Genomic DNA, 25619 nt, shown 5'->3' with positions numbered 1-25619 from the left:
CGGCCGGTGTCAGGCCGGGGCCGGTGTCAGGCCGGGGACGGCGTCGTGGCCGGGGACGGTGCCACGGCCGCCGCGGCCGCTGAAGCCGCCGTGGGGCGGCGGACCGGGCGGGTGACCTGCTTGGCCACGCACTGCGGCAGGCCCCGCACGGACTCCCGGGCGGCGGCCCGGTAGGCGCTGGGGGACATGCCGAACAGCTCGGTGAAGCGGGTGCTGAAGGTGCCCAGCGAGGAGCAGCCGACCGTGAAGCAGACCTCGGTGACGCTCAGGTCGCCGTGGCGCAGCAGCGCCGCCGCGCGCTCGATGCGGCGGGTCATCAGGTACGAGTACGGGGACTCGCCGTAGGCCTGCCGGAACCGGCGGCCGAGGTGGCCGGCCGACATGTGCGCGCCGCGGGCGAGCTCCTCGACGTTCAGCGGCCGGGCGTACTCGCGGTCGATGCGGTCCCGGACGCGGCGCAGCCGGGCCAGGTCGTCCAGGTGGTGCGCCCGGGCGCGGGCGCGCGCCCACTCGGGGTGGCACATGGTGCCTCTCCTCTCATCAGGGCCCCAGGACAACGGGAAACGGGAAACGGATTAACGGATCCGGTTCAGTGGAGCTCCTGGATGCGGACCAGGTTGCCGGCGGGGTCGCGGAAGGCGCAGTCGCGCACGCCGTACGGCTGCTCGGTGGGCTCCTGGACGACCTCGGCGTTCCGGGCCTGCACCTTGTCGAAGACGCCGTCGAGGTCGCGGGTGGCCAGCAGGATCCAGCCGTAGGTGCCCTTGGCCATCATCTCGGCGATGGTGCGGCGCTCGTCGTCGCTGATGCCGGGGTCGGCGGCCGGGGGCGCCAGCAGGATCGAGGTCCCGGGCTGACCGGCCGGGCCGACCGTGATCCAGCGCATCCGGCCCTGGCCGACATCGCTGCGGACCTCGAAGTCGAGGACGTCGCGGTAGAAGGCCAGGGAGGCGTCCGGGTCGTCGTGCGGGAGCACCGTGGTGTGAATCGTCAGGTCCATGACGTCAGGCTAGGCCTGCGGCCCCGGGTGGCGCTTCTCGATTCCTGACCGGTTGCGGGCCAGGCCGCGAAGGCCGGGCCGGGGCGCAGAACCCGCCGGTCGCGAGCCGATTGCGGTCGGGGCGCAGAACCCCGCCGGGTGGGGGCCGATTGCGGGCCAGAACGCGGAACCCCGCCGGTCGCGGGCCAGGACACGGAGGCCGCCGAGTGCGAGCCGGTCGCGGGCCAGGGTGCGAAACCCCGCCGGGTGCGAGCCGATTGCGGCCGGGGCACAGAACCCCGCCGGGTGGGGGCCGGGGCGGCCCGCACCCGGCGGGGCCGGGGGTCAGGGGTCGGGGGTCAGAGGTCGACGCGGAAGAGGGTGGTGGTGCCGGAGACCTCGTTGGCGACGGCCAGGAGCGGTGTGCCCGGGATCGGGGAGTCCCCGGCCGGGATGAACTTGAGGCCCTCCGGGCCCAGGTCCAGGGCGCCGGGGGTGCCGACCTCCGCGGAGAAGTCGCGGTGGTTCACGTAGTCGACGAAGGCGGCGCCGGCCGGGTCGGTGACGTCGTAGATCATGATGCCGCCGACCCGCTCCAGGCCGATGAAGGCGTAGACGCGGCCGCCGACCTCGCCGAGGGTGATGCCCTCGGGCTCGGGACCCTTGTCGTCGCTGCGCGTGTCGAAGCTGTTCTCGGTGTGGTTGGAGTTGAAGAACTCCGGGTTCTCCTCGGCGAGGATGCGCTCGAACTCGGAGCCGGAGTCGAAGACCAGGTCGCCGTCGGTGGAGAAGATCGAGAAGGAGCGGCCGCCGAAGGCGTACAGCTCGTCGTGGCAGTCCGCCCCCTCGCGCAGTCCGGTGGCGGCGGAGACCGTCAGGCGTCCCAGGTCCTGGTCGCGCTGGAGGTCGGCGGCGGTGAGGCCGTTGGCGTCGAGGTAGGGCCGCAAGCGCGGGGAGTCCGCGCAGAGTTCGAGGTCCTTGACGCGGGCGCTCTCCGAGTAGCCGTCCCAGTCGCGGACGTCGCCCTCGTTGGCGGTGACCAGCAGGGTACGGCCGCGGTGGCGGTAGGAGTCGACGGCGTCGGGCTGGTACATGCCGTACACCGGGACGCCGCGCAGGTCGATGGCGCCGTCGCGGTCGGAGGGGTCCAGCTCGTTGCCGGGCTCCAGGTGGTCCTTGAACCCGAACGGGACGATGTCGGTGACCTCGGCGGTGCGCAGGTCGACGACCGCGAACGCGTTGGCCTCCTGGAGGACCACGTGGGCGCTGTAGGCGGAGTCCGCGACGATGTACTCGGGCTCCAGGTTGCGGGCGACCCGGCCCGGGGTGCCCGGCTCGCCGGTGGACAGGTCGGGGCCGAACACCCGGACGCCGTCGGGGAGTTCGCGGTCGCCGTCCCAGGCGCGGAAGTCGGCGGTGCGCACGTCGTGCTGGGTGAGCGCGGCCGGGCGGCGGTTCACCTTGATGACGCTGACGGAGCCCTCGGGGTCGACCGTGAAGTCGTCGTTCGGCTCTCCCTCGTTGGCGACCAGGAGCAGGCGCCCGTCCGGGGTGAAGGCCGCCATGTCGGGCAGGGCGCCCACGCGCACGGCGTTGAGGGCGTTGCCGCGGGTGTCGTAGAAGACCACCCAGCCCGGGTCGGTGCGGTCGGCGGCCTCCACGGCGACGGCCACGATGTCGCCGTGGACCGCGACGGAGTTGGCGACGGCGCCCTCCTCCACCACGGAGCCGTCGGCGGCCGGGATGCCCGGGGTGACCAGGTCGAAGAGCTTGGCCGGGGCGGTGGGGTCGGAGATGTCGAGGACTTCGACGGTCGCTGCCAGGGCGTTGACCACGTACAGGCGCTGGGAGCGCGGGTCGTGGGCGACGATCTCGGCGGACGCCTGGTCGAAGGCGCCGGTGGAGTAGGTGCCGAGCGGGGCGAGGGGGACGCCGTCGGCGCGTTCGTCGGCGTGGGCCGCCGCCGCGCCGGTGAGGGCGACGGACAGGGCCGCCGCCACCGCCGTGGTCTTGCGCATGGTGGTTCCTTCCGGGGGACGGGCGCGGACGCGCCCCGCGGAAGCCAACCAGGTGCGCCCGAACGGCCGGTGTCGCCCGGGTGAAGCGCCGGGGGTCGGGGCCTGGTGGGGCGGGCCGGGCGGGGGCCGGTGGGGTGACGGAGACCGGGGGTGAGGGGGACCGGTGGGGTGAGGGGGAGGTCAGGACCAGGTGAGGCGGCGGGCGGTGGCGGTGTCCTCCAGCGGGAAGGCGCCGTAGTGGGCGGCCAGCAGGGCGGCGCCCGGGTCGGTGGCGGTGGGGACGGCGGTGGCCGGGGCGATCCAGCGCCCCCAGGCGGTCTCGAACGCCGACCGGTGGTCGCCTTTGCGGCCGAACAGCGCCGGGACGACGTGGTAGGCGACCGGGTTCTCCGGCAGGGCCCCGTCGAGGAGGGCGCGGGCGTTCTCGTCCGTGGCGGCGGGCGGCAGCGGCCGGGGGATCAGGTGGGAGGGGTCGCCGACGACGGGCCCGACCAGCTCCTCCAGGGCGGTGGCGAAGTCCTCGGCGGCGTCGGGGAGGGTGAACCGGTAGACGCCGTCGGTGTCGACGTGGACCCGCACCCCGGCGGCGCCGGTCGCGGAGCGGCCGATCGCGCGGAGGGTGTCGGCGACCGCGCAGGCGTGGCGGAGGGTGTCCTCCGGTGCGGACGCCTCGGAGAGCAGGGCGCGGGCGTGGCGCAGCCGGGCGGCGGCGCGCAGGCGGAGCGCGACCGGGACCAGGGCGGCGGCGGTCGCGGCGCCCACCAGGGTCCACGGGGAGAGGAACGCGGCGACGGCGAGCAGGGCGGCCAGTACTCCCAGCAGGACGGCGGCGGCCGGGACCCTGTGCGGTGCCTCGGGGCCGGACACGCCCCGGTCGGCGGGCAGGACGCGGGGCGGGTCGGGCAGGGCGAGGTCCGTGCCGCGTTCGGCGGTCGGCGGGCGGGTGCGGCGGACCCGCAGGGTGGGCAGCAGGGAGTCCTCGTAGGGCTCGCCGACGCGCCAGCGTTCGCGGGTGAGGTCGCGGCGGTCGACCCGGTCCAGCATGCGCCGGTTGAGCCCGTCGGGGTCGGCGGGCGGCGCGTACGGGGAGAGGGACGGGTCGATGTGGGCGACACCGCTCATGACCTCGCCGTCGGCGTCCACACCCAGGTATCCGCGGTGCTTGCGGACGAACCGGTCCCAGTCGGCGTCCCCGCGCGGGTGGTCGCGGGAGACGCACACGACCGTCCAGGTGTGCGCGGTCTTGTCGGGCCAGGACGGGTCCAGGCGCAGGGCCCGGCCGCGGCTCTGCACGACGGCGGTGGGCGTGGTGGCGGTGGTCAGGTCGACGACGGTGTTCACGCCGCGGGCGTCCCAGCCCTCTCCGAGCAGGGCGCGGGTGCCCACGAGGACGCGCGAGCCGCCGGATTCGAAGAACCGGGTGACCACGCCCACCCGGACCCGCGGCGACCAGGGGCCCTCGATGTCGCACAGGCCGTCCGGGCGGTCGACGGCGGTGAGCTCGGTGCCGGGCAGTTCGGTGCGGACGTACTCCAGGAAGACCATGGCCGTGCCCGGGGCCATCGCCACCGTGCGGCCGGTGAGCAGCACCGGGTCCAGCAGGTCGGTGCGCGGGTCGGCGGCCAGGGTGGTCAGTTGCAGGCGCGCCGACCCGGCGTCGGCGTCGAGGATGCCGCGCAGGGCGGCGGGCGGCCGGGAGGAGGCGTGCTCGTGGTCGCACAGGACCAGGCCGCGCAGCCGCTCCCCCAGCACCGCGGCCTCGGCGGCGAGGATCTCGGCTGTGGCGTGGGCCTTGGAGTCGCTGCGGGCCAGCACCCGGTCCACCGGTGAGACGCCGCGCCGGACGCCGTTGCGGGTGAGGTGGTGGCCGATCGCCGGCAGGGAGGCGCGCAGGCGTTCGCGGGCCTCGCGGTCGCGTTCGGAGGCCGAGTCCGGGGGCAGGCAGCGCTTGGCGTAGTCGTCGATGAGGGCGATCCAGTCGGCCGCGGTGGGCGGGCGGCGGTGCTCCTCGAACGGGCGGGCCCCCTCGGGGAGGTCGCACAGGCCGGCGTGGTGCAGGCGCAGGACGGCGTCGGCCAGGGCGGGTTCGGCGGCGGCGACCCGCGACCAGGGGACACGGCCGCCCTCGGCCGCGTCCCGGTGCACGAACCGGGCGTCGATCCAGGGCAGCAGGTCGGTGGTGGCGAAGCCGGGGGTGAGCAGGTCGTCGCACATCCGGGAGAAGCGCTCGCCCTGCTCCCGGAGGTAGGCGAGCTCGGTGGGCGTGGGGGTGGTGAGGTAGGCGAGCTCCGCGAACGGGGCGAGGTAGCCGTCGCGGACCAGGGCGGGGATGGAGGCGCCGGTGACGGGCTCACCGAAGAGGCGGTCCACCAGGGACCGCTCGGCGGCGGTGAGGTTCGTGGCGGGAGTGCCGGTGAGCCCGATGACGTGGGCGTCGGGGAGGTCGTCGAGGACCTCCGAGAGCAGGCGGCCCCACACCTGGAGCAGGTGGTGGCACTCGTCGAGCAGGACGGTGAGGGGGCCGGCGTCGTGCAGGGCGTCGACGAGGGCGCGGCCGTTGGGGTGCAGCCGGTCGCGGACGGAGGTGCGGCCGCCGCCCTCCTCATCGGTCTCGGCGTCGGGGTCGAACACCGCCAGGGACTGGTAGGTGAGGACGGTGACGTGGTGGGAGAGGTCGCGGCCGGTCCCGGCGGTGCGGTCGTCGCCGGCGGGGCGCAGGGAGTCCCAGGTGCGGATCCACTGGCCCTGGATGGCGGTGTTGGGCACGAGGACGACGGTCCGGCGGTCGAGTCGGCGGGCGGCCGCCAGGCCGACGAGGGTCTTGCCCGCTCCGGGCGGGAGGACGATCCACGTTCGGCGCTGCCCGGCGTCCCAGCGCGCGGCGACGGCCTCCAGCGCCTCGCGCTGGTAGGGCCGGAGGTCGGGGGGATCCGCGGTGACGGGCACCCGTCCACGGTAGCGGCAGCCTGCGCCGTTGCCCGGGGCCGGGGCCGGGCGCCGGGGTCAGCGGGGGGCGGCGGCGCGGACGCGGTTCCAGGCGGTGACCCAGCGGCGGCGTTCGGCCTCGTCCTCCCCGGCGCAGGCGGTGACGAAGGCCATCAGGAAGACGTAGCGGGGCAGCCGGTCGCCCTCCAGGACCTGGGAGAAGGTGGAGTGCTTGACGGCTCCGCCGCACAGGTACTCCAGCTCCCGGTAGGACCAGTCGCCGGCCCACACCACGTAGCGGCGCATGGTGAGCAGGAACTCGGCGGCGGTGCGGGCGTGCAGGGGGTTGGGGCGGTGCTCGTAGCCGTCGATGTCGCGCAGGGGGCGCGAGCGTTCGACGGTGGCGGCCACCGGGGTGGAGAGCAGGCGGTCCAGCCATCCGGTGCCGTTGAGGGCGCGGTTCGGGCCGGTCGGTTCAAGGACGCCCGTGGGGGTCACGCCGTCTCCTTTTCTTGTTCTGAGGAGGATCGTCAATCGCTGCTTCCGGGCACGGGGCACCTGAGGGTGCACAAGTGAACAGGGGGTGCGGGGAGAACACCGAAGCCTCGCGGGGACGTTGTGGAGTAACCCCGACTGTTCGGTTACCGGGAAATCTACCGGATGAACACGACAGGCGAAAGCGCCTGTGGTGTGGGTATCCCGGCGTTCTCCGCCACACGGTGGTGTGACGCGCGGGGGTCTCGCGGAGGTTCCGGGAATTTTTCTCGACAAATCCACCGAATGTCATCTGAATCGCCGAGAAAAACGTCGGCAATGATCAATGTCGACGCCGCAGTTCCCGCCTGGTGACAGCACTCTCCGCCCCCAGGTGCCACCGGGAGAGATATCCGAATACCCGAATTAGGCCAGTCCGAAAACAGCGATCGCGGAGCGCGGGGCCGCGCCCCGCCGCCGGGGGACCGGCGCGGCCCGCGCGCCGCCGCGGCCGCCCGGTCCGCGGGCCATCGCCTAGGGCGCAAGGTCCTCCGGCACCCAGGACACGACGGTCGCGTCGTCGCGGACCTTGCCGCGGGGGTGGGCGCGCCCCTGCGGGTCGGCGTCCTCCAGGGCGCGCACCCGCTCGATCAGCGCCGCCGGACCCTTGTCCGAAACCAGGGAGAAGGCCTGTCCCCAATCCAGGTCGCCGAAGACCTCCACCGCCCGGGTCGCGCCGTCGGTCATGAGCGCGAACCGGTCCAGGCGGGCCGTCCCGGTGAGCGCCTCGTCCGCCGCCCGCGGGTCGGCGCCCGCCGTCCAGAACCCGCCGGGGACGCCGCGCAGCGTCCGGATCTGCCCCGCCGCCGCCCCGCGCCGCCGCAGGTCGGCCCGCAGCACGTCCAGCCGGGTGTCGGCCACCAGCCCGACCCCGTCCGTCTCCCGGAGCGCCCCGCCCCGGTGGCCGGGCGCCGCCGAGTCGGGCGCCGCCCGGCGGGCCGACGCCGCCGCGCCCGACGAAGTGTGCGGGTCCGCCGCCGCGTCCGCCAGGGGGCGCGGGTCGGCGACCAGCAGCACCGAGTCGGACAGCACCAGGTACTCCAGCCACCCCGCCCCGCCCACCGCCGAGGGCACACCGCCACCAGGTGCCGCGCCCGCCCTCGCCGCAGCCGGGCCGGGAGCACCCCGGGTGGCGGGTGCGCCGCCGGGTCGGGGTGACCCGCCGCCGTCCACGGCAGGGCCGGGCACGTCCCAGATGTCGGATGCACCATCGGGGCGAGACAGCTCGCCGCCGAGAGCACCACCGTCCGCGGCGGGGCCAAGGACATCCCGGTTGGCAGAGGCACCATCGGGCCGAGGCGGGCCGCCACCGAGAGCGACACCGTCCGCGGCAGAGCCGGAGGGGTTCTGAGTGGCGGGCGCACCGCCGGACGCCTCGGCCTCCCTCGCCGCGGCGGGGCCGGGCACGTCCCCAATGGCGGAGGCACCATCGGGCCGAGGCAGGCCGCCGCCGTCCGCAGTGGGGGCGACGGCGCCCCGGGTGGCGGGTGCACCATCGGACGCCTCGGCCTCCCTCGCCGCGGCGGGGCCGGGCACGTCCCCAATGGCGGAGGCACCATCGGGACGAGGCGGGCCACCACCGTCCGCAGTGGGGGCGACGGCGCCCCGGGTGGCGGGGATGTGGGCGGGGTGGAGGCGGACGGCGACGACGGTGGCGGACGGGGTGTCCCGGTGGGTGAGGTCGCAGGTGTCGGTGTGCAGGGCGGCGGTCGCGGCGATCGCCTCGGACAGCGCGGTGCGCAGCGGCAGGCCCGCGTCCATGCCCGCCAGCAGCAGGCCGCCCAGCCGCCGGACGTGCCGGGCCACCCCGTGGGAGCAGCCGTCGTCGCCGTCCGGCGGGCCGCTCACGCCGTCGAGCAGCACCGCGCAGTGCTCTGTCACCGCGGCGAAGTCCTCGTTGGGGTGGTCGGCACGGCCGGGGGCGGTGGCGATCAGGAAAGGCATGCGGGTCCCCTTCGCGGGCCCGGGCGGTCTTTCCGCCCGGCCGTGTCCTCTCCTTCCCGGGGACGTCGGCGGTCACCCCACCGGTGGGTGAACGGCGGGGGACGGCCTGCCGCCGAGACGATCAGCGGCGGCGGGCCGGGTCAGCGGACGAGGACGGGGGTGCCCACCGCGATGTGGCCCTCCTCTCTGAGCCAGTCCATGGCGGGCAGGCTCACCCGGGCGCAGCCGTGGGAGGCCGGGTAGGCCGGGACGCTCGGGTAGCCGTGGACGGCGATGCCGCCGTTGAAGTACATCGGCGCGTACAGCGCCCCGTAGGGGCCCGGGTCCCAGCCGGACACCTGGCGGAACACCGTGTAGGAGCCGGTCGGGGTGACCGCGATCCGCTCGGAGCCGTCGGACCCGAGGTAGGGCTTGCCGGAGCCGGTGGAGGTGTTGAGCGTGTACTCCACCTCGCCGGAGGAGACCACCAGGAGCAGCTGGCGCCGGAGGTCGATCTCCAGGCCGTCGCCGGTGGTGGTCGCCGATGGTCGGACCCCGTCGGCGAGGGCGGCCCGGGTGTCGGGGCCGACCACGCCGTCGCGGTCGATGCCGGCGGCCTTCTGGAGGGCGAGCACGGCCTGGGCGGTGTTGGGCCCGAACTCGCCGTCGGCGCCGTCGAGCCAGTAGCCGAGGTCGAGCAGGTCCTCCTGGAGGGCGGTGACGGCCCGGCCAGAGTCGCCGTTGCGCAGCTCGCGGCCGGCGGCGTGGGCAGGGGGTGGAGCGAGCAGGAGGGCGCCCAGCAGTGCGGTGAGCAGCACCGCCAGGAGCCGGATCGGGAACGGGACGGAGGGTGTTCGGGGGGTTGCCATACGTCTCTTTTACCCGCCTGGGGCGGATCATGGGTGATTTTCCACAGCCTGTGGACAAAGGCGCCCCGGGACCGGCGGCCCCGGGGCGCGCGGGGTTCAGCCGAAGAACGAGCTGCGCACCGGACCCGGCGTGTCCGCGCGCCAGCGCCGGGCGGACCGCGCCCAATGCCCGGCCACGGCGCCGACGAACCCGGTGAGCACGTCCACCGTGTCCGGCGGCTCACCCTCGCCGTTCTCGCCGGTCAGGGCCTCGGCCGCGAGGACCTCCTCGGCGAGTTCGGCCTCGGGGCGCTCGTCCGCCGGGACCGTCTCCACCCCGCGGGAGGGGTCCTCCACGTCCGCCATCCGCATCCGCTCGCCCCAGGGGCGGTGCACGTTCTGGTGGAGCAGGGTCACCACGTCGGCCGCCGGGCCGGAGGGCCGCACCCAGCTCGCGGCGTGCTCGAAGAGGATCTGCCCCTCGGGCCGCTCGAACAGCGCCCCGCGCAGCTGCGGGTCGGCGTCGTCGAGGTCGTAGGCCACCACGAGTACCCCGGGCCGGGCCGGGTCCACCGGCAGCAGCGGCAGGTCGAGCAGGCGGGCCGCGGCCAGGCCCAGCACCGTGCTGTCCCGGTCGGGCGGCGCCATGACGCCGTCCACCGCGCGCCCGGCGGTCTCCAGCACCAGCCGCAGCCGCTCCAGTCCGGTCCGGCAGTACGAGTAGTCGTCGGAGACGAACGCGTAGCGCCCCCGCATCGACTCCTCGAACCCGTACGGGGACAGGTGCGCGACCACTCCCCCGTGCAGCGCGAAATGCCATCCGCGCAGGTCGAAGCCGTCCAGCGGACCGGCCGCGGCGGCCACCGCGGCCCGCTCCGCCATGGCGGCGACCCGGTCGCGGGCGGGCGCCCAGTCGGGGTCCTGCGGGGCGGGCAGGCCCGCCAGCGCCGCCCGGGCGCCGTCGAGGTCCCCCGCGGCGAAGGAGTTGTAGGCGACCAGGTACCGGCCGGGCCAGGCGGGCAGCTCGCCGGCCCACCCGCGCAGGGCGTCGGCGGCGTCCCTGTGGCGGTGGGCGTCCTCCAGCGCGGAGGCCAGTTCCCACAGGATCGGCAGGACGTCGGGGGCGAGTTCGCGGGCCCGGCGCAGCGCGGGGACCCCCGCGAACGGGATCCCCGACCCGGTGGCGGCGTACCCGAAGTCGTAGAGGGCCTTGGGGCCGTCGATGTCGCCGAGCAGGTCGGCGGCGGCCGCGGCCAGGTCGTCCGCGCCCAGGGCGCGGGAGGCGTCGCGCACCAGCGCGACCAGGTCGGGCAGCGGCAGGTCGTCGGCGTACGAACGCAGGGAGAGGACGGCGCGCGAGGGTTCGCCCTGCTCCAGGATCTCCCGCGCGGCGGCCAGCGGATCGGTGTCGCTCATGTTCCTCCAGGGGGCGGGGCGGGCCCGGGCGGCCCGCTCCCGGTGCGACGCGCCCTCGAACCCCCTGGTTCACACCCGTCCCGTCAGGCGCTGCCGGTACGGCTGCGCAGGGTGGCGGCGACCTGGGCGAGCGCCCGGCAGCGGGCGAACTCCACCGAGGTGAACGGCGCCCCGGAGCGCCGGACGACGAGCACCCGGCCGTCGGGCGCGGGCAGGGTCATCACGCTGCCGGACAGGTCCTCGCGCCCCAGCCCCGCGGGCGGCCCGTCCGCGGTCTCGACCCGCTGGGCGGCGGCCAGCGACAGCAGCGAGTCCTCCAGGGTGGCGTCCCCCGACGCGAGCGCGCCGACCAGGGCCAGGGTCCGGCTGGTGGTGTCGCTGAGCTCGTGCGGGTCGGCGGTGCGCACGATGGCGTCGCGGCCGCCCGCCTCGCGGACGGCGGCGTGCAGGGCGTGCGCCCCCACGCGGGCGGGCGCGCTGACGAAGAACTCGTCGACGGCCTCGGCCCCGGCGGGGTGGACGTGCATGAGCCGGATGTCGATGCCCAGGGCGGCGAACCCGGCGGTGAGCGCGGCGAGCCCGCCGGGGACGTCCGCGACGGTGACCCGCACGCTCCACAGCCGGTCGCCGAGCGGGTCGTGGACGGCCGGGCCGTGAACGCCGTGGCGCGGTCGGCGCCCCTCGATCCCGGGCACCGCCACGGGGGCCGCGGGCCGCCGGTGCCGGTACCAGCGGTGCAGGCCGGCGGACAGGACGAGCAATGCCCCGACCGCGAGCAGGGCGCGGGCCCCGCCGTCGCTGTGTCCCAGGGAGAGCACGACCAGGTGCGCCGCCCCGGCGGCGATCAGCAGGACCCCGAAGTCGAGCACCTCCCTGCCGAGGAAGCCGGTGCGCCGATCGTCGGTCGTGTGGTGGCCTTCGAAAGCGTCCATGGGTCCGACGGTGCCAAGCCGACGTTGCGCCCGTGCTCCGGTCGATGACGGAACGGTAACGGGGTGGCGTGAGCCCGCTCACGGTCGGTCTCAGAACGCCGCCGCAACCTCCCGTCGGCCCGTCCGAAACCCCGCCGAATTCCGTCGGACGCCGCCGGGCTTCCGGATCGGGATCCGCGTAACCGCAGGTGGTGCAACCCCCGCGCAACGTTCGACCCGCTAATAGTGAACGTAAAATCACCGTCCGCAGTAGATTATTTTCCCCAAAGCGGGAAGGTGAACTAGATCACATAGATCAGGGCGTGAGTTGATCAAGCCCGACCTCGTTCCAGCGAACGAGCGGCAAAAACAGAGTGACGGACCACGGGAGATCACATGAGAATCCCTGCCGGGCTCACCTCGACGGGCATGACGACGACCAGCACCGCGACCACCACGAGCGCGACCACCACGAGACTGAAGGCCGAGGACCTCCGACAGGGGATGCGAAGGACCGAGGAACCACCCGCCACCGTGTTGATGCGACCGACCCGATCCACCGCCGCGATGGGCGTGTTCATCATCGTCGGCGTCGTGGCCGGATTCATCGCCGTGGTGGCCGTGGTCCTGCTGGCCCGCCCCGACCCGCCCACCCTCCTCACCGGTTTCGGACCCGAGTCGACCTGGGCGATGCCCGCCACGGCCGTGGCCTCCGCCCTGGGGCTGACCTTCCTGATCGCCGCCTTCCTCGCGGACCGGCGTGCGGAGGAGGCCTTCCGACGGGCCTGCCGGGAGCAGGATCCCGGCTCCCTCCACGAGCCGGACCGCATCCGCACCATGCCCTGACCCTCCCTCCGCCGCCGCGCCGACATCGGCTGCGCCGGGTCCCGTCCCGCCATCGGGGGCCGGGACGGGACCCGGCACTCCCCCGACCGGCACTCCCCCGACCGGCCCGGACTCCACCGGCCCGCGCGCCGACCGTGACCCGCGCACCGACCATGGCCCGTGCGCCGACCACGACCCCCGCGAGCGTCCCGGCCCGTGCGCGGACCCCGGCCCTGCGGGATCCCCGAACCGCACACCCGTCCCGGACCTCGCACGGCCCCCGCCCCCGGAGCCCGCGCGGCCCCCGCCCCTCGCGTGAACGTGTTATCTTCACCCTTCGCGGCGACCCGGACCTGAGCCCCTCGCGCGTCAGGGACGTGCCGGACACACCGTGCCTTCGAGGTACGAAGTTCCCATCCAGCACGTCCCCAAGGGGGTCTTTTTTCGTGCGCGTCTATCCGGCCGTGTACATCAGAGGGCTGCGCCGGTACTCCACCTACCGCGCGGCCACGCTCGCCGGCATCTTCACCAACTCCGTCTTCGGCTGCATCAACGCCGCCGTCCTGCTCGCCCTCTTCTCGGTGCGCCCCGAGATCAACGGCTACGACGCGGGCGACGCCGTCACCCAGGTGTTCGTCTGCCAGGGGCTGTTCGCCACGGTGGCGCTGGTCGGACCCCCGCTCGACCTGGGCGAACGCATCCGCACCGGTGCCGTCGCCAACGACCTGCTGCGCCCGGTCCCGCTGCTCGGCTGGTGGCTGTCCGAGGACATGGGACGGGCGACGTTCAGCCTGGTCTTCCGCGGCGCCCCGACCTTCCTGGTCGGGGTGGTCCTGTTCGACCTCGTCCTGCCCGACGGGCCCGGGCACTGGGCGCTGGCCCTCGTCTCCTTCGCCCTGGCCGCGGTCGTCGGGTTCGCCCTGCGCTACCTGTACGAGCTGGCCGGGTTCTGGATCCTGGACACCCGGGGCGTCTGGGCGGTCGTCGGCCTGGTCGGCCCGGTGGCGGCCGGGGTGCTGCTGCCGCTCACCCTCTTCCCGCCCGCCCTCGGCGACGTGCTGCGCGTCCTGCCGTGGGCGGCGACCATCCAGATCCCGGCCGAGATCGTGCTGGGCAAGGAGAGCCTGCCGGGCGGGGGCATCGCGGGCGGCCTGGCCCTCCAGGCCGGGTGGGCGGCCGCCCTGCTGCTCCTGGGCGCGTGGCTCACCTCCGTCGCCACCCGCAAGGTGGTGGTCCAGGGTGGCTGACCTCCTCCCGCGTTCCTCCGATTCCCCCGAACGCACCCCCGACCGGCCCATCGAACGCCTCACCCGCCCGTTCCGCGTCTACGCCCTGCTGGCCTGGACCTGGAGCCGCGCGCTCGCCCAGTACCCGGCCTCCCTTGCGCTGATGACCCTGGGCACGTCGCTGGGCGCGGTCGCCGAGATCTTCGCCGTGTTCGTCGTGTTCCGGCACGCCGGGGCCCTGGACGGCTTCTCCCTCGTGGAGGGCCTGCTCATCGCGTCCCTGGCCAACCTGGTGTTCGCCACCGCGGACATGCTCATGGGCATGGTGGAGGGCCTGGGCCAGCACATCCGCGGCGGGTCCCTCGACGTCATGCTGGTGCGGCCGGTGTCCCCGCTCATCCAGATCGCCACCGACCGGTTCGCGCTGCGCCGCCTGGGCCGGGTGGTCCCGGCGGCCGTGGTCGCGGGGGTGGCGCTGTACCTCTGCGATATCGCCTGGACCCCGGGCAAGGTCGTGATGCTGCCGGTCCTGCTGGTGTCGGGGGTGGCGATCGCCGCCGCCGTCTGGACCGCGAGCGGGTGCCTGCAGTTCTTCGTCGCCGACGCCCGCGAGGCCGCCAACTCGCTCACCTACGGCGGGCAGGCGCTCACCGAGTACCCGCTGTCCATCTACGGCAAGGGGGTCGTCCTCGCCGTCACCTTCGCGGTCCCGCTGGCGTTCATCGGCTGGCAGCCGGTGCTGTACCTGCTCGACCGCCCGGACCCGACCGGGCTGCCCGACCTCCTCCGCTACGCCCCGCCGTTCGTCGCCGCCCTGTCGTGCGCGGCCGCCGCCCTGCTGTGGCGGCTGGGCCTGCGCCACTACCGATCCACCGGGAGCTGAAGATGACCCGTGCACACTCCGACGAGACCGTCATCGAGGCGGCCGGCCTGGGCCGCGACTTCGTGCTGTCCGAGGGCCCGCTGTTCCGCCGTACCCGGCGCACCGTGTCCGCGGTGCGCGACATCGACCTGACCGTCCGGGCCGGGGAGATCGTCGGGTACCTGGGCCCCAACGGCGCGGGCAAGAGCAGCACCATGAAGATGCTGACCGGCATCCTCACCCCCACCGCCGGGCGCCTGCGGGTGCTGGGCATGGAGCCGTCCCGGGAGCGGACCCGCCTGGCGGCCCGGATCGGGGTGGTGTTCGGCCAGCGGACCACCCTGTGGTGGGACCTGCCGCTCAAGGACAGCCTGGAGCTGGCCCGGCACATGTACCGGATCCCGGCCGCCGACCACGCCCGGCGGCTGGCCGAGCTCACCGAACTCCTCGAACTGGGCTCCTTCCTGACCACCCCGGTGCGCCAGCTCAGCCTGGGCCAGCGGATGCGCGGCGACCTCACGGCCGCGCTCCTGCACGGCCCCCGCCTGCTGGTCCTGGACGAGCCCACCATCGGCCTGGACGTGGTGAGCAAGTCGACCATCCGCGAGTTCCTGCTGCGCCTGAACGCCGAGGAGGGCACCACCATCCTGCTCACCACCCACGACCTGGGCGACGTGGAGCGGCTGTGCGAGCGGGTGGTGGTGATCGACCACGGTTCGCTGGCCTACGACGGCGACCTGGACGGGCTGCGCGCGGCCGTGCCCACGCCCCGGGTGCTGGTGGTGGACCTGGCCGAGCCCGCCCCGCCACTGGAGGTGGCGGGCGCTCGGTGCGTGCGGACCGAGGGCCCCCGCCAGTGGCTGGAGCTGTCGGACAACCCGTCGGTGGTGATCGGCCGGGTGGCGGCGGCGCACGAGATCGCCGACCTCACCCTCCAGGAGCCCGACATCGAGGGTGTGGTGGCGGCCCTGTACCGGGGGGCCGAGCCGCGCCCGGTCTGAGCCGCCCGGCCCGGACCGGGGCCGCCCGGGTCCGGGGACGCCGCCAACGGCTTTCGTTGGCGGCGCCCCCGGGCGTGTCGGCCGTCGCCGGCGGTGACGAAACCCGCGCCTTGGGGCGAACACGCTTTCGTTGCGTAGTTGCGTCACCGCCCTGATGCGTCACCCGTCCGCGGCGGGGAACCCGACCGTGACGGTGAGGCCGCCCCCGGGCCGGGGCAGGGCCGACACGGTGCCGCCGTGCGCCTCGGTGATCGACCGGACAATGGACAGCCCCAGGCCGCTGCCGGGGCGGTCGCGGTGCAGGCGGGCGGCGTCGCCGCGGTGGAAGGGCTCGAACAGCGCGTCGGCGTCGCGCACCCGCGGTCCGGTGTTGGCGACCCGCAGCACGGAACGACCGGCGATCGTGCGGACCTCCACCCGCACCCGGCCGCCGCCGGGCCCGCCGACCCCGTCCCCGCCCTCCCCGTCCTCGACGTCGACGTTGTAGCGCAGGGCGTTGTCCACCAGGTTCCGGGCCAGGTGGGCCAGCAGCACCCGGTCCCCGGCCACGTCGGCGGGCTCGACCTCCAGCTCCACCGCCACGCCCCGGGCCGCGGCCGTCCCCGTGTGCAGGGCGACGGCGTCGCCCGCGATCTCGGCCAGCCCCACCGTCTCGGTGCCGGTGCCGGTCAGGCCGCGGTCGGACCGGGCGAGCAGGAGCAGCCCGGCGATGAGCTCCTCACTGCGTTCCACCGACCCCAGGACCTGCGCGAACGTCGGCTTCAGGTCCTCGGGCACCCGCCCCTGGGACAGCGGCACCTCCAGGGCGGTGCGCTGGACGGCCAGCGGGGTGCGCAGCTCGTGCGAGGCGTTGGCGACGAACCGGCGCTGGCTGTCGAACGCCTGCTCCAGGCGGGCGAGCATGCCGTCGAAGGTGTCGCCCAGCTCGCGGAACTCGTCGTCGGGGCCGGTCAGCGCCAGGCGGCTGTGCAGGTCGTCCTCGGACAGGGTGCGGGCGGTCTCGGTGACCCGGTGCAGCCGCCGCATCGGGCGGCCCGCGATCAGCCACCCGGCCAGGGCGGCCAGCGCCGTCACCCCGGCCAGCACCAGCACGGAGTTGAGCACCATGTCCATGAGGACCTCGGAGCGGTAGGACTCCAGCACCGCCTCCACCGCCTCCTGGGCCTCCCCGTAGTACTCGACGTCCTGGTACCCGTCGACCGGCACGGTGGGCATGGCCGGGACCGAGATCGTGTCCGCGCGGTCCAGGGCCTGGACGGCGACCCCCTCCACGGTCATGGCCAGGCCGACACCGCGGTCCTCCAGGCTGGCCGACACGATCCCGTAGTTGACGCCCAGCAGCACCACCCCGCCGAGCACGAACACCGCCGTGTAGACCAGCGCCAGCCGTGTGCGCAGTGCCAGCCCGCTCATCCCGCCTCCCCCGCCCCGGCCCGGATCCGGTACCCCTGCCCCGGCACGGTCTCGACCACCGGCGGGTCGCCCAGCTTGCGCCGCAGCCCGTGCACCACCACCTTGAGCACCCCGCTGAACGGGTCGAGGTGGGCGTCCCACACCTTCTCGATCAGGTGGACCGCCGACAGCGGGGCGCCGTCCGCGCGCAGCAGCTCCTCCAGGACCCCCAGCTCCTTGGGCGACAGCGCCAGCTCCCGCCCGTCGCGGAACGCGGCCCGGCGCACGGTGTCGACCTCCAGCCCGGCCGCGGACAGCAGCGGCGGGGCGGCGGGCCGGGCCCGCCGCCCCAGCGCCCGCACCCGGGCCACCAGCTCCGCGTACGCGAAGGGCTTGGCGAGGTAGTCGTCGGCACCCAGGTCGAGCCCGGCCACCCGGTCCTCCAGCCCTCCGGCCGCGGTGAGCATGAGCACCCGGGCGTGGACGTCGGGGTCGGCCACCAGGCGGCGGCACACGTGGTCGCCGTGCAGGACGGGCAGGTCCCGGTCCAGAACGATCACGTCGTAGTCGTGCACGGTGGCCGTCTCCCAGCCGGTGCCGCCGTCGTGGCACACGTCCACGGCCATGCCCTCGCCGCGCAGCCCCTCGGCCACGGTCCGGGCCAGCGACGGCTCGTCCTCCACCACCAGAACCCGCACGGCACTCCCCTCTCACCACCGACATCCCTCTGACCGGCGAGTATGCACGCGCGGGGTTAGAGCACGGTTATGGCCGGGGACCGCGCACCCACCGCACCCGCCCTAACCAACGGCTAACCGCCGCCCCGATGACATGTGCTCCTCAGCGGTGCCGGACCGGCCGGCACCCGCGATCGAGGAGTCGAACAACATGCGCGTATCGGCCTACGCCCTGGGGGCGGTCACGGCGGGACTGCTGCTCACCGGCTGCGGTGTCCTGGGCGGTGACGGCGGCGAGGAGGCCGGCGGGACGCGGGAGCCCACCATGGAGGAGGCGATGGTGGACTTCGCCGCCTGCATGCGCGAGAACGGCATCGACATGCCCGACCCGGAGGGCGAGGGCATGATCTCCCTGCCCGCGGTGGACCCCGACGACGAGGAGTACCTGGCGGCCCTGGAGGCCTGCGAGGACATCCTCCCGGTGGACGAGAACGCGCCCTCCGAGGAGGAGCTGTTCCAGGAGGGCCTGCTGATGGCCGAGTGCATGCGCGCGGAGGGCTTCGACATGCCCGACCCCGAACGCGGCCAGGGCATCGCCATCCCGATCGAGCCCGGCGACGACGAGGGCATGGAGGCGATGATGCGCTGCTCGGAGCAGGCCCAGGAAGAGGTCCGGGGCGGCGCGGGCGGCCGGGGCGGCGAGGACGGTGACTCGTGAGCACCGCGACACTCCCCGAGGAGCCCGGGGTGGAACCCGGGGTCACCGAACCCCCGCGCCGCCGGCGGCGCGGCCTGGGCTGGCTGCTCGCCGCCCTGGCCGCCCTCACCGCGCTGGGCGCGCTGGCCGCCTTCATGCTGTGGGGGCCGCCGCCGTCCTCCGAGGGTGACGCGGCCCCGCGGCCGGAGGCCACCGCACACGTGCGGCTCACCACGCTGGAGCGCCGCGAGACCCTGGACGGGACCCTCGGGCACCCCGCGGCCGGGTCCTTCTTCGCCCGCTCCGACGGGGTGCTGACCCGGCTGCCCGACGTGGGCACCGAGCTGTCGGCGGGCGACCGGGCCTGGGAGATCGACGGCCGCCCCACGATCCTGCTGCGCGGCGACGTCCCCGCCCACCGGACCCTGGAGCCGGGGGTGAGGGGCGAGGACGTGCGCCGGTTCGAGCAGGCGCTGTCCGAGCTCGGGTACGGCGGCTTCACCGTCGACGACGAGTACACGGCGCTGACCGCCGAGGCCGTCAGGACCTGGCAGCGGGACACCCGGGGCCTGGAGGTCACCGGCACGGTCGACCCGGCCCGGATCTGGTACACGTCCGGCCCGGTGCGGGTGGTCTCGCACGAGGTCGCGGTGGGGTCGAACGTCGCCCCCGGCACCGCCCTGCTCGACACCGCCGCCACCGAGCGGGTGGTGCGGATCGACCTGGAGGTGGACGACCGCGACCTGGTGGCCGAGGGCGACGAGGTGGACGTGGAGATGCCCGGTGGCGGCACCGTGACCGGCGAGGTCGCCTCGGTGGGCACCGTCGCCGAGACCGGCGACGACGGGCAGGAGGGGACGCCCGGCGGGGAGGACAAGGCCACCGTGGAGGTGCTGGTGCGCCTGCCCGACGACGCCGAGGGGTTCCTCGACCAGGCCCCCGTCACCGTGGAGGTGCGGGGCCAGAGCCGGGAGGACGTGCTGGCCGTGCCGGTGGGGGCGCTGATCGCCCTGGCCGGCGGCGGGTACGGGGTGTCGGTGGTGGACGCCGGCGGCACCGTCACCGACGTCCCGGTGGAGACCGGGTGGTTCTCGGACGGCCTGGTGGAGGTCACCGGCGAGGGCATCGACGAGGGCACGGAAGTGGTGGTCCCGGGATGAGCGCCCAGGAGAGCACCCAGAAGAGCGCCCGCGAGGGCGGTTGGGGCGCGCGGGGCGTCCCCGCCGTCGAGTTCACCGGGGTGACCCGCTCCTACCCCGGCGGGGTGCGCGCCCTGGACGGGGTGGACCTGCGGGTGGAGCGCGGGGAGATGGTCGCGATCGTCGGCCCGTCCGGGTCGGGCAAGTCGACGGTGCTCAACATGATCGGCACCCTGGACGCGCCCACCGAGGGGACGGTGCGCGTGTTCGGCCACGACGTGGGGGCGCTGGACGACGGCGCGCTGTCGGCGCTGCGCGCCCGCACCCTGGGGTTCGTGTTCCAGCGGTTCCACCTGGCGCCCAACGTGCGGGCGCTGGACAACGTCGCCGACGGCCTGCTCTACACGGGCGTCCCGCTGCGGGTTCGCCGGGCCCGGGCGCGGGCGGCGCTGGAGCGGGTGGGGCTGGCCGACCGGATCGGCCACCGGCCGCACGAGCTGTCCGGCGGGCAGCGCCAGCGGGTGGCGATCGCCCGCGCGGTGGTCGGCTCGCCCGACCTGCTGCTGGCCGACGAGCCGACGGGGGCGCTGGACACGGCCTCGGGCACGGAGGTGATGGGGCTGCTGCGCGGGCTGCACGAGGACGGGGTCACCGTCGTCGTGATCACGCACGACCGGGAGCTGGCGGCGCGGGCGCCGCGGCGGCTGGAGGTGCGGGACGGCCGGGTCGTCGCGGACTCCGCCGCCCCGCTCGCCGAGGGGGTCTCGTGAGCCGCCGGGGAGAGGTGCCGACGGCCCGCCGCCGCGAGGAGGAACCGGTGTCCCCGCCGGAGGGCCGGGCGACCCGGCGTGAACACCGTGGGGGCCGGACGGCCCGGAACGGGAGCCGCGGAGGCCGACCGACCCGGCGCGAACGCCGCGCGGCCCGAGCCACTCGGAGCGAACGGCGGGAGGCCCGCGCGGCCCGGCGGAACCGGCCCCGGCCCGCCCGGCTGTCGCCGCTCGACCACCTGCGCACCGGGGCGAGCGGGCTGCGCGCCCGTCCCGCCCGGGTGGTGCTGTCCGCCCTGGGGATCGCCATCGGCATCGCCGCGATGGTCGCGGTGGTGGGCATCTCGGCCTCCGGCCGGGCCGACCTGGAGGCGACCCTGGCCCGGCTGGGCACCGACCTGATCACGGTGGCGCCCGGCAGCACCTTCTTCGGCGGGGACGCGACCCTGCCGGAGGAGGCGCGCGGCCGGATCGACCGCATGCCCGAGGTGGACCGCACCTCGCAGGTGGAACAGGTGAACGGGGCCAAGGTCTACCGGAGCGACCTCGTCCCCGACGGGGAGTCCGGCGGGATCGGCGTGCACGGCGTGGACGTGGACCTGCTGGACACCCTGCGCGCGCGGATGGCGCTGGGCGAGTGGTTCAACGGGGCGACCACGGACCACCCGGCCGTGGTGCTGGGCGCGGGGGCGGCCGAACGCCTGGGCGTCACCCGGATCACCCCGGACACGCTGGTGCTCATCGGCGGCGAGTACTTCTCCGTGGTGGGCGTGCTGGCCCCGGTCGAGCTGGCGCCCGAGCTCGACAACGCGGCGCTGGTCGGTCAACAGGCCGCCGAGGAGCTGTTGGGGGCCACCGGCGACCCGTCGACGATCTACGTGCGCACGGACCCGGAGCGGACCGCCCAGGCCCGGGACCTCATCGGCCGCAACGCCAACCCGGAGAACCCGAACGAGGTCGAGGTGTCGCGGCCCTCCGACGCCCTGGCCGCCGGGCAGGCCGCCGACCAGACCCTCCAGGGCCTGCTGCTGGGCCTGGGCGGGGTCGCCCTGCTGGTCGGCGGGGTCGGGGTGGCCAACACCATGGTCATCTCGGTGCTGGAGCGGCGCGGCGAGATCGGCCTGCGCCGGGCCCTGGGGGCGACCCGCGGGGCGATCCGGGTCCAGTTCCTGGTGGAGGCGATGGCGCTGTCGCTGCTGGGCGGGGTGTTCGGTGCGGCGCTGGGCGCGCTGGTGACCCTGGTGTTCGCGCTGCTGCGCGGGTGGCCGTTCGCCCTGCCCTGGTGGGCGGGGGCGGGCGCGGTGGCCGCGACGGTGTCGATCGGCGCGGTGGCCGGGCTGCTGCCCGCTCTGCGGGCCGCGGCCCAGCACCCGGTGGAGGCGTTGAGCGCGGACTGACCCGCGGACTGAGCGCGGTGGACGGCGGGCCGTGGCCCGGCCCGCCGTCCGGAATCCCCGGAAAGAGTGTCCCGGGGTCCGGCTCCGCCGCACCGGTCCCCGGGGCGGCCCGGAGGTCCGGCCCACCGCACGGCGTGGGCCCGCGGTGACCGCCGGGGCCGTCCCCGGGGTTCAGGTCCCGGGGACGGCCCAGGGGTCCACCGGGACCCCGCCGGTGCGGTATCCGCGCTGGTCCAGGCGCTGGCCCAGGAGTTTCGCCTGCCACAGGCCGACCGCCCGGTCGCCCACGACCAGGTCGGGCACCACCCACAGCAGGTCGGCCTCGAACCGCTGGGAGTCCTCCACCGACCGGCTCCACGCGGCGATCAGCAGGTTGTGCCGCCCGGTCACGCCCGCGCACAGCCGCACCTCGCGCATGGCGGTGATGCGCTGGGCGGCGTCGGCGATGGCGTCGGCCGGGACGCCCGCCCACAGCAGGATGACGGACGGCCAGTCCGACAGCGGCCGGGCCACCTCGCAGCGGGCCTGCACCATGCGGGCGGCGAACAGGTGGCGCACCCGGCGGCGGACCGTGTCGGGGCTGCTGTCACAGCGTTCGGCCAGGGCGGTGTACGACATGCGCCCGTCCATGGACAGCTCCACCATGATCCGGCGGTCCAGCTCGTCGGGCAGGTCGGCGGCCTCCACCGGCAGCGCCTCGGTGGACAGCCGCTCCACCTGGGCGGGGGTGAGCGCGCGCAGCCGCCACCGGCTGCCCTCGGTGAACACCGAGCCCGCCAGGTGGGTGCGGCTGGAGCGCACCCCCTCCATGGTGTCCAGGGAGCCCACCACCCAGCGCGACAGCGCCCCCACGTCCTCGGTCATCACCGTGAGCAGCAGGTCCCGGTCGCCGGTGACGTGCTCGACGGTGGACACGTGCGGCAGCTCGGTGAACGCGCGGGCCACCGGCAGCAGGTGGCCGCTCGCGCAGTCCACCTCGATGAACGCCAGGCAGCCGCCCGCACCCGCCAGGCTCGGCCCCGGATAGCAGGTGATCCACGCCGCCCCGGAGTCGTGCAGCCGCTGCCAGCGCCGGGCGGCCGTCGCCGCGTCGATCCCCAGGACCCGGCCCAGCACGGTCCAGGAGGCGCGCGGGGCGATCTGGAGGGCGTGGACCAGCTGCTGGTCCACGTCGTCCAGGATGCGTTTTTCCGGCATGGTTCTCTCCTGACCTGCGTTTTTCCGATGATATCCGCGCGATCGCAGGCGTTCCGCCCCATCCTGGCCCGGTTGGCGAACGTGAACGACAGGGGGATCCCGGCATGCGGATGGTGGAACGGGCGGAGAAGTACCGCGAGGACCTGGTGGAGCTGCGCCGCGCCCTGCACCGCGAACCGGAGATCGGGCTGGCGCTGCCGCTGACCCGGGCCAAGGTCCTGGCCGCCCTGGAGGGCCTGCCCCTGGAGGTCACCGTGGGCCGGGAGCTGGGCTCGGTCACCGCCGTGCTGCGCGGCGGCCTGCCCGGCGGCGCGGTCCTGCTGCGCGGGGATATGGACGCGCTGCCGGTCCAGGAGGACACCGGGCTGGAGTACGCCTCCCGGTTCCCCGGGGTGATGCACGGCTGCGGCCACGACCTGCACGTCGCCGGACTGGTGGGGGCGGCCCAGCTGCTGTGCGAGGTGCGCGACGAGCTGCCCGGCGACGTGGTGTTCATGTTCCAGCCCGGGGAGGAGGGCCACGACGGCGCCCGGATGATGATCGAGGAGGGTGTGCTCGACGCCGCGGGAAAGCCCCTGGACGCCGCCTACGCCGTGCACGTGGCCGCCAACCTGCTGCCCGCCGGGTTCTGGGTGACCAAGCCGGACGTGGTCATGAGCGCCTCCGACGTGCTCAGGGTGACCGTGCGCGGCGAGGGCGGCCACGGCTCCTCCCCGCACAAGGGCAAGGACCCGGTGCCCGCCGCCTGCGAGATGGTGCTGGCGCTCCAGAGCCACGTGACCCGCACCTACGACATCTTCGACCCGGTCGTCGTCACCGTGGGCCGCCTGGCCGCCGGGACCCAGCAGAACGTGCTGGCGCACGAGGCCGAGTTCGAGGCGACCGTGCGCAGCTACTCCCCCGCCAACCAGGAGCGCCTCAAGGAGGCCCTGCCCGCCCTGGTGCGCGGGATCGCCGCCGCCCACGGGCTGGAGGTCGACGTGGAGTACCGGGTGCTGTACCCGGTGACGGTCAACGACGCCGCCGAGGCGGCGTTCGCCATGGACACCGTGTTCGAGCTGTTCGGGGAGACCGCCGGGTTCGTGTCGCCGGTCCCCGCCGCCGGGTCGGAGGACTTCTCGCTGGTGTTGCAGCGGGTGCCCGGGGCGATGCTCATGCTCGGCGCCACCCCCGCGGACGCGGAGCCCGACACCGCGCCCGCCAACCACTCCCCGCAGGCCCGCTACGACGACGCGGTGCTGCCCGTCCAGGCCGCGCTGCTGGCCGAGCTGGCGGTGCGCCGCCTGGCGCGCGGTGCCGCCTGACCCGGCGCCCGGCGCGACGGCGCCCGCGGTCCACGGCGGTGCCCGGCGCCATGGTGACCGGCTCGCGGTCACGCCCGGCGCGACGGCGCCCGGCAGCGGCGGCACCCCCTTCATCCCCTCGACCCGTACGGAAGGGCTGACATGAGCGTTCCCCCCTCGTCGACCGAACCGGAGAACCCCGGAGCGGCCACGACGGCCACCACCGGTGTGGTGGCCGTGGTCGGCCTGCTGGTGTTCTTCGAGCTCACCAGCGGCCTGCTCCAGGGCTCCATCACCCCGCTGCTGCCGCCGCTGCGCGAGGAGCTCGGCATCTCCGGCGCCGACCTGCACTGGATCCACGCCGTGCAGTACCTGTCGGCCGCGGTGAGCGTCCCCGTGTTCGGCCGCCTGGGCGACCTGTACGGGTACCGGCGCATGCTCCGGGTGTCGCTGGCCTGCATCGCGGTGGGCAGCGTGGTCGTCGCGCTCGCGCCCACCCTGGGCGTGCTGCTGGTGGGCCGGGCCCTGCTGGGCCCGCTGGCCGCCCTGCTGCCGCTGGAGATCGGGCTGGTCCGCGACCGGCTCTCCCCCGAACAGGGGCGCCGGGCGATCGGCATGCTGGTCGGCTCGCTGACCCTGGGCTCGCTGCTGGGGGTCCTGCTGGTGGGCGTGCTCCAGACGGCGCTGGGCGACGTGCGCGTCACCCTGGGAATCCTGGCCGCGCTGGCGGTGGGCTGCCTGGTGCTGTCGTACTTCAAGGTCCCGGAGTCGCGGAACCGGGCCGCGGGCGGGATGGACTGGGCGGGCGGCGTCCTGCTGGGCCTGGCCCTGGTCAGCCTGCTCGGCGGGGTGTCCCAGGGCAACGAGCTGGGGTGGACCTCGCCGGTGGTGCTCGGCGGCGCGGTGCTCTCGGTGGTACTGCTGGTGCTGTGGGTGCGGGTGGAGCTGCGCAGCGAGAACCCGCTGGTGGACGTGCGGGCCGTGGCGCACCCGCGGATCGCGCCCCAGTACCTGGGCGGGTTCACGCTGGGCGTGATCATGCTGGGCGGGCAGAGCATCGCCGTGACCTTCCTGTCCAGCGACCCCGCCGGGACCGGCTACGGGTTCGGGCTGGACGTGATGAGCATCGGCCTGGTCATCGCGGTGCCGACGGTGCTGGCGTTCGTGGGGGCGAGCGGTATCGCGCCGATCGCGACCCGGCTGGGGTACCGGCGGACGGTGGGCCTGTCGTTCGTGCTCATGGCGGCGGGAACGGTGGGGCTGGCCGCGGCGTGGGCGTCGCTGCCCGCGTTCGTCTCCTGCTTCGCGGTGGCCGGGCTCGGGTTCGGCCTGGCGCTGGGCGCCCTGCCCACGGTGATCGTGGAGGACAGCGCCGAGGACCGGGCGGGCAGCGCGACCGCGTTCTACAACAACCTCAAGACGCTGGGCGGCAGCGTCGGCGGGGCGCTGACCGCGTCGCTGCTGGGGATGCTGCTGATCCAGGGCACCGACCTGCCCGCCCTGGACGCCTACCGGGCGGTGTGGGGGATCAGCGCGGCGCTGGCGGTGGTCACCGCCGTCCTGGCCGGGCGGACCGGGCGGCGGACCCGGCGTCCGGCC

General features: G+C 75.2%; 21 protein-coding genes and 1 pseudogene. 10 read left to right on the top strand and 12 right to left on the bottom strand.

All coding sequences use genetic code 11. From position 1 onward, the window contains the following. Positions 1–26: 26 nt before the first annotated feature. The 9 genes and pseudogenes from ACJOT3_RS06470 to ACJOT3_RS06430 all read right to left on the bottom strand — a co-directional run bounded on the left by ACJOT3_RS06470 (position 27) and on the right by ACJOT3_RS06430 (position 11575). Positions 27–524 carry a helix-turn-helix transcriptional regulator gene (locus ACJOT3_RS06470; protein ID WP_406969824.1) on the bottom strand — a complete coding sequence of 166 codons (498 nt, stop codon included), beginning with the start codon at positions 522–524 and terminating at the stop codon, positions 27–29. A gap of 65 nt (positions 525–589) precedes the next feature. After that, positions 590–1000 (bottom strand): VOC family protein, encoded by a 411-nt coding sequence (locus ACJOT3_RS06465; protein WP_406969822.1) that lies wholly within the window; start codon positions 998–1000, stop codon positions 590–592. A 338-nt stretch (positions 1001–1338) separates the two neighbouring features. Beyond that, positions 1339–2997 carry a choice-of-anchor I family protein gene (locus tag ACJOT3_RS06460; RefSeq protein WP_406969820.1) on the bottom strand — a complete coding sequence of 553 codons (1659 nt, stop codon included), beginning with the start codon at positions 2995–2997 and terminating at the stop codon, positions 1339–1341. A 180-nt stretch (positions 2998–3177) separates the two neighbouring features. Then, entirely contained in the window at positions 3178–5943 is a 2766-nt protein-coding gene (locus ACJOT3_RS06455; protein ID WP_406969818.1) for a DEAD/DEAH box helicase family protein, read from the bottom strand. Positions 5944–6000: 57 nt separating this feature from the next. After that, on the bottom strand, positions 6001–6420 hold the full coding sequence (locus tag ACJOT3_RS06450; RefSeq protein WP_406969816.1) for a hypothetical protein: 420 nt from the start codon (positions 6418–6420) through the stop codon (positions 6001–6003). A gap of 510 nt (positions 6421–6930) precedes the next feature. Continuing rightward, a pseudogene (locus ACJOT3_RS06445) lies at positions 6931–7341 on the bottom strand (hypothetical protein); the annotation flags it as partial. Between the two features lie 1199 nt (positions 7342–8540). Then, positions 8541–9248 (bottom strand): L,D-transpeptidase family protein, encoded by a 708-nt coding sequence (locus tag ACJOT3_RS06440; RefSeq protein ID WP_406969814.1) that lies wholly within the window; start codon positions 9246–9248, stop codon positions 8541–8543. Positions 9249–9344: 96 nt separating this feature from the next. Further along, positions 9345–10643 (bottom strand): hypothetical protein, encoded by a 1299-nt coding sequence (locus ACJOT3_RS06435; RefSeq protein WP_406969812.1) that lies wholly within the window; start codon positions 10641–10643, stop codon positions 9345–9347. 83 nt (positions 10644–10726) lie between these two features. Next, complete coding sequence (locus ACJOT3_RS06430) at positions 10727–11575, bottom strand: ACT domain-containing protein (RefSeq protein WP_406969810.1); 849 nt, start codon at positions 11573–11575, stop codon at positions 10727–10729. A 519-nt stretch (positions 11576–12094) separates the two neighbouring features. On the opposite strand from ACJOT3_RS06430, the gene ACJOT3_RS06425 reads away from it, so the two are divergent. The 4 genes from ACJOT3_RS06425 (at position 12095) to ACJOT3_RS06410 (ending at position 15468) form a co-directional block, all read left to right on the top strand. Further along, positions 12095–12400 (top strand): hypothetical protein, encoded by a 306-nt coding sequence (locus ACJOT3_RS06425; protein ID WP_406969808.1) that lies wholly within the window; start codon positions 12095–12097, stop codon positions 12398–12400. Positions 12401–12825: 425 nt separating this feature from the next. Next, a complete protein-coding gene (locus ACJOT3_RS06420; RefSeq protein WP_406969806.1) occupies positions 12826–13626 on the top strand; it encodes an ABC transporter permease in 801 nt (266 codons plus the stop codon). Then, the gene (locus ACJOT3_RS06415; RefSeq protein ID WP_406969804.1) at positions 13619–14488 is read left to right on the top strand and encodes an ABC transporter permease; all 870 of its coding nucleotides are present in this window, start codon (positions 13619–13621) and stop codon (positions 14486–14488) included. Before ACJOT3_RS06420 ends, ACJOT3_RS06415 begins: the two co-directional genes overlap by 8 nt. A 2-nt stretch (positions 14489–14490) precedes the next feature. Next, the gene (locus ACJOT3_RS06410; RefSeq protein WP_406969802.1) at positions 14491–15468 is read left to right on the top strand and encodes an ABC transporter ATP-binding protein; all 978 of its coding nucleotides are present in this window, start codon (positions 14491–14493) and stop codon (positions 15466–15468) included. Between the two features lie 159 nt (positions 15469–15627). Here ACJOT3_RS06410 and ACJOT3_RS06405 read toward each other — a convergent pair whose 3' ends face one another. Together ACJOT3_RS06405 and ACJOT3_RS06400 are read right to left on the bottom strand one after the other, a co-directional pair. Continuing rightward, positions 15628–16881 (bottom strand): sensor histidine kinase, encoded by a 1254-nt coding sequence (locus ACJOT3_RS06405; protein WP_406969800.1) that lies wholly within the window; start codon positions 16879–16881, stop codon positions 15628–15630. After that, complete coding sequence (locus tag ACJOT3_RS06400; RefSeq protein ID WP_406969798.1) at positions 16878–17558, bottom strand: response regulator transcription factor; 681 nt, start codon at positions 17556–17558, stop codon at positions 16878–16880. The genes ACJOT3_RS06405 and ACJOT3_RS06400 overlap by 4 nt, the downstream gene beginning before the upstream one ends. Before the next feature lie 190 nt (positions 17559–17748). Between ACJOT3_RS06400 and ACJOT3_RS06395 the strand changes: the two genes are divergently transcribed. From ACJOT3_RS06395 to ACJOT3_RS06380, 4 genes are all read left to right on the top strand, one after another. Beyond that, entirely contained in the window at positions 17749–18255 is a 507-nt protein-coding gene (locus tag ACJOT3_RS06395; protein WP_406969796.1) for a hypothetical protein, read from the top strand. Then, positions 18252–19394, top strand: a complete 1143-nt coding sequence (locus ACJOT3_RS06390) for a peptidoglycan-binding protein (protein ID WP_406969794.1) — start codon at positions 18252–18254, stop codon at positions 19392–19394. The genes ACJOT3_RS06395 and ACJOT3_RS06390 overlap by 4 nt, the downstream gene beginning before the upstream one ends. Then, entirely contained in the window at positions 19391–20143 is a 753-nt protein-coding gene (locus tag ACJOT3_RS06385) for an ABC transporter ATP-binding protein (protein ID WP_406969792.1), read from the top strand. Before ACJOT3_RS06390 ends, ACJOT3_RS06385 begins: the two co-directional genes overlap by 4 nt. A gap of 221 nt (positions 20144–20364) precedes the next feature. Beyond that, entirely contained in the window at positions 20365–21540 is a 1176-nt protein-coding gene (locus ACJOT3_RS06380; RefSeq protein ID WP_406969862.1) for an ABC transporter permease, read from the top strand. Between the two features lie 171 nt (positions 21541–21711). Here ACJOT3_RS06380 and ACJOT3_RS06375 read toward each other — a convergent pair whose 3' ends face one another. Next, positions 21712–22737, bottom strand: a complete 1026-nt coding sequence (locus tag ACJOT3_RS06375; RefSeq protein ID WP_406969790.1) for an Lrp/AsnC family transcriptional regulator — start codon at positions 22735–22737, stop codon at positions 21712–21714. Positions 22738–22841: 104 nt separating this feature from the next. On the opposite strand from ACJOT3_RS06375, the gene ACJOT3_RS06370 reads away from it, so the two are divergent. Then, entirely contained in the window at positions 22842–24041 is a 1200-nt protein-coding gene (locus tag ACJOT3_RS06370) for a M20 metallopeptidase family protein (RefSeq protein ID WP_406969788.1), read from the top strand. 141 nt (positions 24042–24182) lie between these two features. After that, positions 24183–25619, top strand: a 1437-nt coding sequence (locus tag ACJOT3_RS06365; RefSeq protein ID WP_406969786.1) for an MFS transporter, incomplete at its 3' end; no start/stop codon positions are given.

The organism is Nocardiopsis protaetiae (genome assembly GCF_045446735.1).
GTDB lineage: Bacteria > Actinomycetota > Actinomycetes > Streptosporangiales > Streptosporangiaceae > Nocardiopsis > Nocardiopsis protaetiae.
The sequence above is the reverse complement of the archived record's forward strand: the minus strand, read 5'-3'. Positions and strand labels throughout refer to the sequence as shown.